Source organism: Amycolatopsis sp. NPDC102522, assembly GCF_055584485.1.
Genome location: NZ_JBVJLY010000009.1, coordinates 1 through 12,832, shown reverse-complemented (window position 1 = coordinate 12,832; position 12,832 = coordinate 1). Strand labels below are relative to the sequence as shown.

The 12,832-nt window shown below is 67.5% G+C and carries 12 protein-coding genes; 9 read left to right on the top strand and 3 right to left on the bottom strand.

Annotated elements, in window-relative coordinates:
• The first annotated feature begins 4 nt into the window (after positions 1-4).
• The 9 genes from ACZ6YV_RS21705 to ACZ6YV_RS21665 all read left to right on the top strand — a co-directional run bounded on the left by ACZ6YV_RS21705 (position 5) and on the right by ACZ6YV_RS21665 (position 7,991).
• Positions 5-556 (top strand): dihydrofolate reductase family protein, encoded by a 552-nt coding sequence (locus ACZ6YV_RS21705; RefSeq protein ID WP_465511342.1) that lies wholly within the window; start codon positions 5-7, stop codon positions 554-556.
• A gap of 80 nt (positions 557-636) precedes the next feature.
• Positions 637-1,572, top strand: coding sequence for an NADP-dependent oxidoreductase (locus ACZ6YV_RS21700; protein WP_465511341.1), 936 nt, complete (start codon positions 637-639; stop codon positions 1,570-1,572).
• 27 nt (positions 1,573-1,599) lie between these two features.
• The gene (locus tag ACZ6YV_RS21695) at positions 1,600-2,241 is read left to right on the top strand and encodes a Type 1 glutamine amidotransferase-like domain-containing protein (protein WP_465511340.1); all 642 of its coding nucleotides are present in this window, start codon (positions 1,600-1,602) and stop codon (positions 2,239-2,241) included.
• A gap of 22 nt (positions 2,242-2,263) precedes the next feature.
• Entirely contained in the window at positions 2,264-2,707 is a 444-nt protein-coding gene (locus ACZ6YV_RS21690; RefSeq protein WP_465511339.1) for a carboxymuconolactone decarboxylase family protein, read from the top strand.
• 50 nt (positions 2,708-2,757) lie between these two features.
• Positions 2,758-3,663 (top strand): NAD-dependent epimerase/dehydratase family protein, encoded by a 906-nt coding sequence (locus ACZ6YV_RS21685; protein ID WP_465511338.1) that lies wholly within the window; start codon positions 2,758-2,760, stop codon positions 3,661-3,663.
• A gap of 435 nt (positions 3,664-4,098) precedes the next feature.
• The gene (locus ACZ6YV_RS21680; RefSeq protein WP_465511337.1) at positions 4,099-4,692 is read left to right on the top strand and encodes a TetR/AcrR family transcriptional regulator; all 594 of its coding nucleotides are present in this window, start codon (positions 4,099-4,101) and stop codon (positions 4,690-4,692) included.
• Positions 4,693-4,694: 2 nt separating this feature from the next.
• On the top strand, positions 4,695-5,543 hold the full coding sequence (locus ACZ6YV_RS21675) for an oxidoreductase (protein ID WP_465511336.1): 849 nt from the start codon (positions 4,695-4,697) through the stop codon (positions 5,541-5,543).
• A gap of 332 nt (positions 5,544-5,875) precedes the next feature.
• Complete coding sequence (locus ACZ6YV_RS21670) at positions 5,876-7,126, top strand: hypothetical protein (RefSeq protein WP_465511335.1); 1,251 nt, start codon at positions 5,876-5,878, stop codon at positions 7,124-7,126.
• Between the two features lie 103 nt (positions 7,127-7,229).
• On the top strand, positions 7,230-7,991 hold the full coding sequence (locus tag ACZ6YV_RS21665) for a DUF5984 family protein (RefSeq protein ID WP_465511334.1): 762 nt from the start codon (positions 7,230-7,232) through the stop codon (positions 7,989-7,991).
• Between the two features lie 10 nt (positions 7,992-8,001).
• Here ACZ6YV_RS21665 and ACZ6YV_RS21660 read toward each other — a convergent pair whose 3' ends face one another.
• The 3 genes from ACZ6YV_RS21660 to ACZ6YV_RS21650 form a co-directional block, all read right to left on the bottom strand.
• Positions 8,002-10,056: a hypothetical protein gene (locus tag ACZ6YV_RS21660; RefSeq protein ID WP_465511333.1), complete on the bottom strand. Its 2,055-nt coding sequence runs from the start codon at positions 10,054-10,056 to the stop codon at positions 8,002-8,004.
• Positions 10,057-10,469: 413 nt separating this feature from the next.
• Positions 10,470-11,984: an FAD-dependent monooxygenase gene (locus ACZ6YV_RS21655; protein WP_465511332.1), complete on the bottom strand. Its 1,515-nt coding sequence runs from the start codon at positions 11,982-11,984 to the stop codon at positions 10,470-10,472.
• A gap of 70 nt (positions 11,985-12,054) precedes the next feature.
• Positions 12,055-12,672 carry an acyl-CoA-like ligand-binding transcription factor gene (locus tag ACZ6YV_RS21650; protein ID WP_465511331.1) on the bottom strand — a complete coding sequence of 206 codons (618 nt, stop codon included), beginning with the start codon at positions 12,670-12,672 and terminating at the stop codon, positions 12,055-12,057.
• Between the last annotated feature and the right edge of the window lie 160 nt (positions 12,673-12,832).

Sequence of the window (12,832 nt, the reverse complement as noted above, 5' to 3'; positions counted from 1 at the left end):
CTCTGTGGGCAAGATTGTTTCGCTCGTCTACCTGTCGCTGGACGGGGTGATGGAGAAGCCGGCCTGGACCGGGCCGTATTTCAGCGCCGAGCACGCGAAGTTCGCCTACGGCCAGTTGTTCTGCAGCGACGCACTGTTGCTGGGCCGCGTCACTTACGAGGGCATGGCCGCCGCCTGGCCGCATATGGAGGAGTCCGACGGCGACTTCGCCGTCCGGATGAACACCCTCCCCAAATACGTCGTGTCGACCACCCTGGAAACCGCGGAGTGGAACAACACCGTCGTCGTGCGAGGCGATCTGGCCGCCGAGATCTTCGAGCTCAAGGCGCGCTACACCGGCGACATCCTCATCTACGCCAGCGGAGTCCTGGTGAACTCGCTGATCGAGCTCGGCCTTCTCGACGAACTGAAACTCTGGCTGCATCCCGTGATCGTCGGACGCGGCAAACGGCTGTTCCCCTCGGGCATCGATTCGACCTCGTGGCGTCTCGCGACGACGGCGGCCTTCAGCTCCGGAACGATGATCCTGGACTACCGGCCCACCGGCCGCGAGTGAGTCCCACCCCGTTTTCCTTGCCTGGCGGCCGGTTTCGCCGTCCCAGGCCTCCCTTCATCGAGCGACAAGGACTGTTCACCATGCGTGCCATCGGCCAGGATTCGTTCGGCGGTCCGGACGTGCTGAAGATCGTCGAGGTGCCGCGCCCGGTACCCGGCCCCGCCGAGGTGCTGGTGCGGGTGCGTGCAGCCGGGGTCAACCCGACCGATTGGTGGCACCGGTCCACTGGCGGGCTGGCGGGCGACGTGCCGATCCGGCTGGGCTGGGACGTGTCCGGCGTGGTCGAGGCCGTCGGGCCGGGGGTGACCCTGTTCCGGCCCGGCGACGAGGTCTTCGGCGTACCGCGCCAGCCCGTACCCGCGGGGACCTACGCCGAGTACGTGACCTCCCCGGCGCGGCACCTCGTCGCCACACCGGCCGGACTTTCCCCGGTGGAGGCCGCCGCGCTCCCTCTGGCCGCGCTCACCGCGTGGCAGGCCCTGGTCGACACGGCCGGCGTCCGGCAAGGCAGCCGCGTGCTGATCCACGCCGCGGCGGGCGGCGTCGGGCATCTGGCCGTCCAGATCGCCAAAGCGCGCGGAGCCCAGGTCTTCGGCACCGCACGCACCGCCAACCACGACTTCGTGAAAAGCCTCGGCGCCGACGAGGTCATCGACTACACCCGAACCGACTTCACCACCGCCGCCCGCTCCATGGACGTCGTGCTCGACACCATCGGCGGCGACTACGGACCCCGCTCCCTGCGGACCTTGGGCCCGGGTGGCGTCGTCGTCTCGCTCGCCTCACCAGCCGAGGCGAAGCTGGCGGACGAGGCCCGGTCTCTCGGACTCCGTTCCATCTTCATGATCACCGAAGCCGACCAGTCGGGGATGCGGGAGATCGCCGCCCTCGCCGGAGCCGGGCGGCTGCGGGTCCGCGTCGACACCGTCTTGCCGTTGGCGCAGGCGGCCAAGGCCCACGAAATCGGCGAAGCGGGCCACACCGCCGGAAAGATCGTCCTCACCGTCTCCGCCTGACCCTTGCCTTCTCAAGAAAGCAGACCCATGCGTTTGTTCCTTTCCTCCTGGAAACTCGGGGACGCCCCCGAACTTCTGGACGGTCTCGCCGGCGACGTCCGGACCGCGGCCGTCATCGGCAACGCGCTGGACGCCCTCCCCGGCACGGCGAGGCGGCAGGCCACCGGCCGTGAAGTCGCGCTGCTTCGCGACCGTGGCTACACAGTGTCCGAAGTGGACTTACGTGACCATTTCGGTGCTCCGCAAGGACTGGCGGAGCACTTGTCCGGTTTCGGGGTTGTCTGGGTCCACGGCGGCAACCCGTTCGTTCTGCGGCTGGCGATGGCTCTCAGCGGCGCGGACGGGATCCTGCCCGGCCTGCTGCGGCGCGACGCCGTCGTCTACGCGGGCTGGAGCGCGGGCGCCTGCGTCCTGTCGCCCAGCCTGCACGGCCTCGAACTCGTCGACGACCCCGTGGACACCGTCACCGCCTACGGCAAGCAGGCGATCTGGGAAGGGCTCAGTCTCTTGGACTACGCCTTCGTACCCCACTACCGCTCGCCGATCCCCGAGAGCGAGCCCATCGAGCGCGTCGTCGAGCGCTACGACCGCGAAGGAGTTCCGTACCGCACCTTCCGCGACGGCGAGGTCACCATCATCGACCGGCCGTCGACCCCCGCGAATCGCTGACACACCAACGAAAGAGAGAACCATGAACGCCGTACGACTCCCCGTCGACAAGCTGGCACCGCACATCAACCGCGCGCTCAACTCGCTCGACGCGGCCTCCCGCAAGGTCAGCCTGGAGCCCGCGCTGCTGGAACTGGTGCGGGCACGCGCTTCCCAGCTCAACGGCTGCGCCTACTGCGTCGACATGCACACCAAGGACGCGCGCACCGGTGGTGAGACCGAGCAGCGGCTCTACGCGCTGCCGGTGTGGCGCGAGACGCCGTTCTTCACCGACCGTGAACGGGCGGCACTCGAGCTGACCGAGGCGGCGACCCGGCTCGTCGACGGCCCGGTCACCGACGAGGTGTTCGGCCGGGCGGCCGCCGAGTTCACCGAGGTCGAGCTCAGCGAGCTGATCTGGACCATCACCGTGATCAACGCCTGGAACCGGCTCGGCGCCACCGCCCGGCCTTGGCCGCTGGACTGACGGCCGCCGCTGTTCCCCTCCCCACGCCTATCGGATCGGAAAAACACCACATGCGCGTCTTCATCACCGGCACCACCGGCTACATCGGGGGTTCGGTCGCCGACCTGCTCCTGCGCTCAGGACATCGGGTCGACGGTCTCGTCCGTAGCGAGGACAAGGCTCGCGAGCTGGAACGGCGCGGTATCAACCCCGTCATCGGCACGCTCGACGACGCCGCACTGCTGACCGCCCGCGCCCGCGAGGCCGACGCCGTCGTCAACGCCGCCAGCAGCGATCATCGGGGTGCCGTCGAGGCTCTCGTCGAAGGACTTGCAGGCACCGGCCGTCCGCTGGTGCACACCAGCGGGTCCACCATCGTCAGCACCGACTCGCGCGGCGCCGTCGCCGACGAGGTGTACACCGAGGAGGCCATCGCACCCGGCTCAGGCTGGAGACCCATCGAAAAGAAGGTCGCCCGCGTCGCACTCGACCGGTTCGTGCTGGACGCGGCGAGCCGCGACGTGCGCTCGGTGGTGCTGTGCAACTCCCTCATCTACGGGCACGGCCGGGGCATGTCCCGCGACAGCCTGCAAGTCCCCGTCCTCGCCAGGCAGGCGCGCGAAAGCGGGGTCGCCCGTCATGTCGGGGAGGGCCGCAACATCTGGTCGACCGTGCACATCGACGACCTGACCGACCTCTACCTCCGCGCGCTCACCGACGCGCCCGCCGGATCGTTCTACTTCGTCGAAAACGGCGAAGCGTCGTTCCGCGACATCGCCGCAGCGATCGCCCGGAAGTTCGGCCTCGGTCCCGCCGAGGCGTGGGACACCGACGCCGCCGTCGCCCACTGGGGAGAAGAACTCACCTTGTACGTTCTCGCCTCCAACAGCCGGATCCGAGGCAGCGCCTCCGCCGGACTCGGCTGGCGTCCGGCGCACGCCTCCGTCTTGGACTGGGTTCGGGACGACCTCGACTGACGTGTCGCGCGGGCCGTTTCCGGCCCGCGCCGTCAGACGACTCCCGTCGAAGTTGCCGGCGGGAACCGGGCAACCTCGACCGTCAGCCGGACCGACGTCCGCTCATCGGCATGACAGTGCATCGGCCGAACGTGCGACCGGCGGCATGAGCGGATGTTCGATATGCGGCGAGCCTCGGGGGCGAGCTGCCCGTGCCTGCCTGCGTGAGCAGTGACCTGATCGATGGTCGGCCGCAGAACCCAGCCACGGGCGTGTCCTCGGTGTGAGACTCCCCCGAGTGCTCCCGAGCCATCGTCATCCCGCCGAGATCTGTTGCCGGCCGTAGTCACTTCCCGAGTTGAGGCTTCGAGCCGGACGCAAGCAGTGCGATCTACGTCACGCAGAATATTTTCGACACAGTGCCGATTTTTCTCTGCACTGTGTCATAGTGGTGTCGTGGCACCGAAACGTCGTGAAACGCCGAGCAAGGGCGATCTGCGGGAACAGGCGATCCTGGACGCCGCCGAGGTGCTGCTCGAACGGGAGCACCTCGAGCCGATGACCGTCGAGTCGATCGCCAAGGGGGCGGGCATCTCCCGCGGCTCGCTGTACTTCTACTTCGGGTCGAAACAGGAGGTTCTCGCCGCACTGGTCGCACGCACCGTCGCCCGGTTGCACATGGACGATCAGTCCGCCGACCCCGGCTTGCCCACGCACGACACCGTGCGAAGGGCTGTGGAGAACACGGCCGGCACCTGGCGCGAGCACGGACTCGTGATGCGGGCGGCGGTCGAGTTCGGCCCCGAAGTGCCCGAGATCGCCCGCCTGTGGCGCGACACCATCGCCAACAACACCGAGGCCATGACTCGTGTCCTCGTCGCCGCCGGCCTGCCCGACGAGGACGGCCCGACCGGCGCGGCGGCGCTCGCCCAGGCCCTGTGCTGGATGACCGAACGCAACTTCTACCACGCGTCAACACAACCCGGCGGCCTGGATCGCACGACCGAGACGATGGTCGAGATCTGGTGCCGCGTCCTACCTGGAGGGTAGCCATGCTTTTCCTGATCACCGGTGTCAGCAGCGGTCTCGGCCGGGCGTTCGCCCAAGGGGCGCTCGACGCCGGGCACACCGTCGTCGGCACGACCCGCCGGGCGCAGGACGTCGCGGCATTCGAAACGCTCGCGCCGGGACGTGCGCACGCGCGTCAGCTGGACGTCACCGACGACGACGCCGTGTTCTCCCTCGTGGGTGAGATCGAGGCGCAGGTCGGACCGATCGACGTGCTCATCGCGAACGCCGGCTATGGACACGAGGGAGTGTTCGAAGAATCACCACTGTCCGAGCTCCGGGCGCAGTTCGCCGTCAACGTGTTCGGTGTGGCCGCCACGGTCCAGGCGATACTGCCGTTCATGCGCAAGCGTCGTGCGGGGCACGTGTTCGCGGTCAGCTCCATGGGCGGGCTGATGACCGTACCCGGGCTGGCCTACTACTGCGGCAGCAAGTACGCCGTGGAAGGCATACTGGAGACCGTTGCCAAGGAGGTCGCGGACTTCGGCGTGCACGTGACGATCATCGAACCCGGCTCGTTCCGCACCGACTGGGCGGGCCGATCGATGGTCCGCACGCAACGATCCATTCAGGACTACGACACATTGTTCGAACCCATTCGTGCGACCCGGCAGGCGGCCAGCGGCAACCAACTGGGTAACCCGGCCAAAGCGGCAGAGGCCGTCCTGAAGGTCCTGGAGGCCGAGAAGCCACCCGTGCATCTGGTACTGGGCTCAGATGCGCTGCGACTGGTCACGGCCGGCCGCGCGGCGGTCGACAAGGACCTGCACGAGTGGGCGGAGCTATCCCGCTCCACCGACTTCCCCGATGGTCACCAGATCGCTTCGAACTGACCACGACGCGCCCGGCGAGCCCACCAGGTGCCGCGCAGCGCTCGGGTGGACCTCCGCCAACGACGGCAACGTCACCGCGGAAGTTCAATCCGGGACAGACCCGACTGCCAGCCGACGCGGCGGCGTCACCAACCGATGAGGCCTATGACCGCTACCGCTGCTCCACCCTGACCACCCGTCGGCGAACAACCTGTCATCGGCATGAGCGGACGACAGAGAACATCGTGCATCCGCATGTGCCCCGCGACGCCAGCGCTAACGCGAGCCGATCGGCCGACGACACACCGGTAAGGGGTACGACGCTTCGCGGCCTTCGAAGGGATGTAGAGGCGATGTTCCTGTGGACTGGTGCCGAGCCGGATTTCGTGGTCGAACGCTCGTCGGATTGGGCAAACCTGGCCGACTCAGGACTCGATCTGATCGTCGATCCGATGATCTACAGGACGGCGGAGGTCTTCGTCGCCGGGCCGCCAGATCGTCGTGACGATGAGCCGGAACTGGCGTGGCGGGACCGGCTTGCCCAAGCGTGGCGTCCGATCAGTCAGAACCTGCAGGAGTTGGCGTCGTTCCTGGATCTGCTGGTCTACCTGGACCGGTTGCCGATGATCGACTACCTGTACACCTTCCCCGAAGCGGTTCTCGGATCCGGTCTGTACGCAACCTGCAATCAGGTGTGTGGGACACGGGTGCTGTCGACGATCAAGGTGGCGCCCGCCCCGTACGAGGAGGCCCGCGACTACGCGATCGAGGCAATGCTCGACGCGTCGGCTGTCGAACGCGATCCGGAGACCGTCCGCGACATCGACGACGAGCTGACCGCCTTCGACCACGCGTGGCGGCCCAGGCTGCCCGAGCTCAACCCCGCCTACAGCGGCAACGAAGACGTTCCCGGCCGGGCTATTGACTCGTTCGTCTACGGCGGCACTCTGTTCGGCGTCTACGCCAAGTGCGCCTCGACCGCACATCTTCTGCAGTCCAAGCGCGCCCGGCTGCTCGGCTCGGCCACCATGCTCGGCCACTACGCCACCGAGCCGGACCTGTTCGCCGCGATCGACGCCCAGTTCAACGGATATCTCGGCGACAAGGTGCAGTTGCCGGCGCTGCCGTCGGTCCTACCGCTGCTGCTGAGCCGGGGCGTCGGCTCGCCGCTCGAACTGTTGCAAGCCGCAGCCGCGTTGCGGGACACCACCATGGCCGAAGAAACAAGGAACTGGCGCCACCGGCTCGTCGCCGGCTGGCGATCAGGCACACCCGTGGCCAGCAGTGTCAGCCGGGACCTTCGCCGCTTGGCCGCGCGACTGCGCACCGCCGCCCAGCCAGTGGACCTGCCGCCGCTCAATCCGTTGGAGGTCATCGGCGCCGAGCCGACCAGCGCGATGACCGCCTACCTGGTCAAGGCGATTCCCTGGGACCGGCTCCGGCTCTGGGCTTTGCCCAACGTGCCGGGCAAGAACCACCTCAAGCTGCTTCATCGACTGCACAGCGCGCATGGCCGCTACGCCACCGTCGCGGACTACTGGAAATACCTCGACCAGATGCTGTTCCGGATTTGGGTACGCGCAGCCGCACCACAGTTTGATTGAACCTGGGGCAAGCCGCGAAGCACCAACGCCCGCTCGTCGGCATGAGCGGGCGTCGAAGGCAAATTGCTCGACAGCGGGTCGAGGTGGTGAGCACACTGCGACGGTGATCCGTTTTCATTTTCGGTTGAGGCCGCTGGCCGAGGTGGAGCCCTGGGGCGAGCGCAGTCTGCACTGGTTCGCTTTGACGGACGGCTGGTACTGGATCGAGGTGGACGGGCACAAGCTGTTCCAGCACCCGTCGAACAGTGTTGCGGGGGAGTCCCTGCCGGTCGACTACTACGTCGTCCGGTTGTGGGAGGACATTCAGGAAGTGCTGCCGTCTCTGCTGGAACCGGTACCCGCTGACCTCGTCGACCACCTGACCGGCGATCAGGATGCCTGGTACGAGGCAGCTGTCGAGGACGCGGAGGCAGCTTTCGACTGGTACAGCGACCACTGCATGTACACCAGTTACCTCGCCGCCTCGCCAACCATCGTGTGGTGGCGGTCGATCGCCGACCGGGACACGATCACCGTCGACTGGCGGCACACCGCCGAGCACGGACTTGACTGCACTGTGCCAAGGCAAGGACGGGCAAGCGTCTCCACCGAGTTGTTCCTGCGCGCCGTCGAGGAGTTCGACCGAGAACTGATCGACGCGATGGACCGGCGCATCACGGAGGTCGAGGCCCGCGTGCTGGATCCAGACATCCAACTCGACCTCGACCAGCTCCGCCACGAACACCAGCAGCGCTCAGGATCCCTCGCCGCCACCCTGCAGCACGTACCCGCGACGGACTGGACAGCCGTCCGCGAGGGCATCGCGCGCATCTTCCCGACACACACTCAGAAGCCGCCATCCGTTGACACAGAACCGCATCACTAGCGGCACTGTCTCAGCCGCCCACCGGCAGGACCTCGGGATCGTCCTTGTCCGACTTCCGGAGATAGTCCTGGAGCGTGGCATGCCGGAACTGGTACACGACACCGGATTGACGCAGTACCTGCCTGTCGAGCGCTGCCTTCAGCGTTGGCATCAGTCGCTTGGCGCTCGTGCGTCCTGGGGGTTTGGTGATCCACAGCAACCAGGCAGGTCCCATGCCTGCCGTCCAACCCACGGCAAGTCCGATACTCGTTCCCCACAGCACGCTGCCTGCCACGTCCGAGTCGAACAGTCCGAGCAGCCCGATGAACACGCCGGCGGCCACCGCGCCGAGCAACGCGGTGATGACGGTGCGACGACGATCGGCTCGATAAGCGTCGTGCGGCGTGATCAAGGGAGAGTTGGCCAAGGGTGTCGTCGCCGCGGCCAGGAGCCCGCCGGTGAAGCCTTCGCCGAGCCCTGCTCCCAGAACACCCATGACCACAAGCATCCCCATCACGGCGAAACCCGCCCAGATGCTGTGCTTCGCCGCCGCGACCGATCCGACCAGAATCCCGCCCACAGCGCTGAACGCCACCATCTTGCCGAGGTCGCGCAGCGCCGGCCTGCGCCACACCAGGGTGGCCGGCGGTTTGCCGATCCTGCGCTCGGACCACTTCTCACTGAACAGGTAGGCGATCCCGATCGGTGGCAGGGACACCCACCAAGGGGAGGTGGTACCCACCGTGAAAGTCCCCGCCATCATGATCACCAGTACGCTCGCGGCGACCGCGACACCGCACCGCAAGCGCAAGTCGGGAACGGGAACCCAGGTCGGAATTCGCCACCAGATCAGGTCCCGATCCTCGCCCATCTGCCGCGCTATCCAGGTTATCGTCGCGCGCTCGCGCGCGGCACGGCGACGCTCCCTCTCGTTGTCACGCTTGCTTTTCGTGCCACCACTGGTCGAGTACGCGCGGTCCAGGAAACCGCCGATCAATCGCTCGACCACTTCGGGAGAGTGTCCGATCGCGGCGAGCTCGATCGGCTTGGTGCTTGGATCGGCGTAGGCATCCCTGGCCAGGCTGACGGTCAGCGGCGTGTTCAACGCCTCGGCGACCGCGCTGCGCGGGTGGTTGCACAGGAAGTCCGCCAGCTCACGCCAGCGTGCGTGGTTTTCCTCGGTCTGGTCGCGCAACAGGAAGTCCGCGGCGGTGGAGGGCGCGACCGGGTTGAGCCGTACGACCAACGGGAAGTCGAACCGGCTACCGTCCTTCGTGCCGGGTTTGGCGGGCCGCGTCGTGACCACGATCCGCATGCCCTCTCGGGCCAACTTGTTGATGTGTTTGAACGCGGCATTGCGCCGCTGGTGCGGCATCTCGTCCAAGCCGTCGAGGAACAGCGCAATTCGGCGATCATCCACCAGCCGACACACCGGTCCGGTCAGAGACCTGTGAGAGTGCGGAAGTCCGAGCATCGTGGCGATTACCCGGGCCGCGTATTCGCTCAGATCCACCTCGTCCGGATCCCAGCTGCCCAGGGGCAGCCACACAGGCACTGGCACCCGGCCACCGCGATCGTCGACAGGTGCGGTCCTTCGTCTGCGCAAGGCCGCGTCGAGCAGCAACCACATCGCGGTCGTCTTGCCGGTACCTGCCGCGCCGACGAGTACCAGCTGACGCCGTCCCGGCACCTGGTACACCTTGTCGTGCAGCTCGGTGATCAGACCTTCAGACAGCAGAGAACCGTCGGACGGATGCAAAGACGCCTTTCCGTCCCGTGTCCAACTGACGTGAACCGGGGCTTCCGGGTGGATACGCCAAGTCCGGGACGCGTCGTTCCACAGCCGTTCCATCTCTTCGGCCAGCATGTCCGTGATGGCATCCAGACCGGCCGCCGGAGACGCTTGATTCTGAAACTGTCGCACGGTCGCATACACGGTGAGCAACGCGGCGACGGCCACCGCGCACACCAGCGCCGGTTTGGGGATGGTCAGCGTATTGGCGAAGACGCTCAGCACAACGCTGCACACGATGCCCGCCGTCGCCCACAGAGCGGCATTCCGCGCCGATCCTGGCCAGTTCGTCACGCAGCAGCCACCTCGTCCACGAAGCCGTTCATCACAGCCCTGAGTCGCCGCGTGGCCCGTGAACGTAACAAGCGCCCGCTCCGATCAGGACCGAGCGACTCGTGCTCCGCGAGTCCGAAGCAAGAGACCGTGAGGCGTTCATCGATCTGTTCGCCTCGACCGAAGTCGGCACCAACATCGGTGGCGCTCAGCCGCGTGACGAACTCGAGCGCGCGAGACCTGAGATTCCAGGGCGGCGTCGCGGCCTTAGAAGCGCGCTGTGCGACGCGGAAACTCGAGCGTTCAGTCTCGGCGACGCGTTGCCACAGACCACCATTCGGCATGCCAGGCTCGCTGTTCCGCGACGGTCCCGCTCCGGTCCGTCGCTCACCTGCCTATCCAATCGCCCGGTCCGCGTCGGCGCGGGCTCTTCGTCACGCGTCTACACGGACGCCGAACCAGTGCCGGAGGGCGTTCCGCAACTCGTCTTCGTCAGGGTGTGTCTCGGATGACGCCCACGCCACATAGGAATCGGGACGGAGCAGCAGCGCGCTGACGTCGGTGTCCGCCGTGGCGCGGACGACTTCGACGCCGTCCGCCTGGAGGTCGCCGTTCTTCGTGAGGTCGATCAGCAGAGGTTTCGCGCCGCGGGTCAGTTCGGCGAGGCGGATGGTGCCGTCGGGAGTGTCGAGGTCCAGATCGGGCGCGGGCCAGCCGGTGAGCGGGTGGGCGCCGTCGCCGACCGGGTAGCGGACGTCCGCGCCGGCGACGAGGTCGGCGAGAACCTGCACGACGCCTGGCTGGGTGAGCAGTTCGCCGAACAGCCGGCGCAGGCCGGTGATGTCCTCGCCGGGGGAGAGCAACGAGGCTTGCGCCTGGGAGTAGGTGATGGTCCGGTCGGCGATCGGACGCCGCTCGGTCTCGTAGGTGTCGAGGACGTCGGCCGCGCCGTTGATCGCGGCCGCGAGTTTCCAGCCCAGGTTGATCGCGTCCTGCATGCCGAGGTTGAGGCCGGTGCCGCCGGCGGCGAAGACGTGCGCCGCGTCGCCGACGAGGAACACCCGGCCGTCCCGGTATCGGTCGGCGACCCGGGTGTTGCCACCGTTGATCCTGCGCAGCACGTGCGGGCCGTCGCCGGGAGGCGGGCCGAGCGGGATGCCGGTGCCGAGAACGCGATCGACGCTGGCCCGCATCTCGTCGAAGGTCATGGGCGTGTCGGTCTCCGGTTCGTCCCACTCGACGGTGGAGACCAGCGGCGTGCGGCCGGGGAACGGCGCGTAGGAGAAGCCGCCGCGCGCCGTGCGGACGGGCATGAACGGAAGGATCGGGTCGTGGCCGGGCACCTTCAGCGCGCCGGTCGTGGGATCGAGCCAGTCCGACGGCACGGTGGCGTGCGCGGTACGGCTGGTGGCCCGGTCGTAGGTGACACCGGGGAATCCGATGCCTGCCGCCTTGCGCACCGGGCTGTGCGCGCTGTCCGCGCCGACGACGTAACCGGCACGCAGCTCGTAGGTTTCCGCGCCGGGGCCGGGGCCGCGGACGGTGAGGGTGACGCCGTCGCCGTCCTGGGTGAGACCGGTGAGCTCGTGGCCGCGACGGATCTCGACACCGAGCTCCGTGGCGCGTTCTTCCAGGACCTGCACGGTCTTCAGCTCCGGCACCGGAAGGGTGTGGACGGGGCTGTCTTCGAGAAGTCCGAGATCGAGCGGCATCGCGGCGAACATGAAGAAGCCGCTGTTGGCTTCCGGCGGGCCGGGACGGCCGCTGAGCCGCTCGAACAGCCCGCGGCGGTCGACCATCCGGACGACCTGACCGACGAGACCGTTGGACCTGGGTTCGTTGCTGGGCTCGGTCAACCGCTCCAGGACGACCGGACGGACGCCGCCGAGTGCGAGTTCGCACGCGAGCATCATTCCGTTGGGTCCGCCTCCGACGATGACTACATCCATGGTGTCGCTCCTTTTTCGGGCAGGCTGAAGTAGCCCGACGAGTGGGCTCTTGTCGGCGAATCAGGCTGTTCTAAAGCGGCTCGGGCAAGCCTGCCCGGATCTGGTCGAAGACCTCACGCAGCAAGGAAACGAGCGACTGGGTGGGGTCGCGCGTCCAGTGCGCCATCGCCGTGCCGATCCCGGTGCTGACCACCGCGGCGACGATCTGCGGGTACAGGTCGGTGGTGGCGTCGGTGCGGGTGCGGTCGGCGATGGCGGCGGTCAGCGAGTCCTGCGACGTGGCGTGGGCGCGGAACACCTCACGCTGGACCGCCGGCTCGGCGAGCAGTTCCTGGAGTGCGGAGGCGTACCGGTCGTCGTCCGGCGGACCGGCTTCCCCTTGCGGTGGCTCGAATTGAGCGATGACCGCGGCGACGACAGCGTCCCAAAGCGTTTCGTCGGCAGGGCGTTCTCGCAGCGCTTCGGCGGTGCGTCGGCCGCGCTCGACGTGCGTGGCGACGACGGCTTCGGCCTTGCTCGTGAAGTAGTTGCGGAAGGTGCGCTCGGAGACGTTCGACGCGGCGGCGATGTCTTCCACCGAGACGTTGTCGAACCCGTGCTCCATCGCGAGCCGGATGGTGGCCTGACTCAACGCGAGGCGAGTCTCGCGCTTCTTGCGTTCGCGTAGCCCGCCGTCCTCTGTCGCCATGACACCCACCTTAGTCAAACTTGCCAGATTTGCAAACTTGCCGCGCTGGCAAACTTGCTGGATGACTAGTAGTGCTTTGTTAGGTCTTGGGGTCGGGTGGTTGTTGTGGCCAGGGAACGGGTTGGTGGCAGGTGTGGCATGCGCCGGTCCAGACCGCGAA

Coding starts and splice junctions, on each gene's coding strand:
- ACZ6YV_RS21700 (WP_465511341.1), top strand. CDS start 637: ATGCGTGCCATCGGCCAGGATTCGTTCGGCGGTCCGGACGTGCTGAAG.
- ACZ6YV_RS21695 (WP_465511340.1), top strand. CDS start 1,600: ATGCGTTTGTTCCTTTCCTCCTGGAAACTCGGGGACGCCCCCGAACTT.
- ACZ6YV_RS21690 (WP_465511339.1), top strand. CDS start 2,264: ATGAACGCCGTACGACTCCCCGTCGACAAGCTGGCACCGCACATCAAC.
- ACZ6YV_RS21685 (WP_465511338.1), top strand. CDS start 2,758: ATGCGCGTCTTCATCACCGGCACCACCGGCTACATCGGGGGTTCGGTC.
- ACZ6YV_RS21675 (WP_465511336.1), top strand. CDS start 4,695: ATGCTTTTCCTGATCACCGGTGTCAGCAGCGGTCTCGGCCGGGCGTTC.
- ACZ6YV_RS21670 (WP_465511335.1), top strand. CDS start 5,876: ATGTTCCTGTGGACTGGTGCCGAGCCGGATTTCGTGGTCGAACGCTCG.
- ACZ6YV_RS21655 (WP_465511332.1), bottom strand. CDS start 11,984: ATGGATGTAGTCATCGTCGGAGGCGGACCCAACGGAATGATGCTCGCG.
- ACZ6YV_RS21650 (WP_465511331.1), bottom strand. CDS start 12,672: ATGGCGACAGAGGACGGCGGGCTACGCGAACGCAAGAAGCGCGAGACT.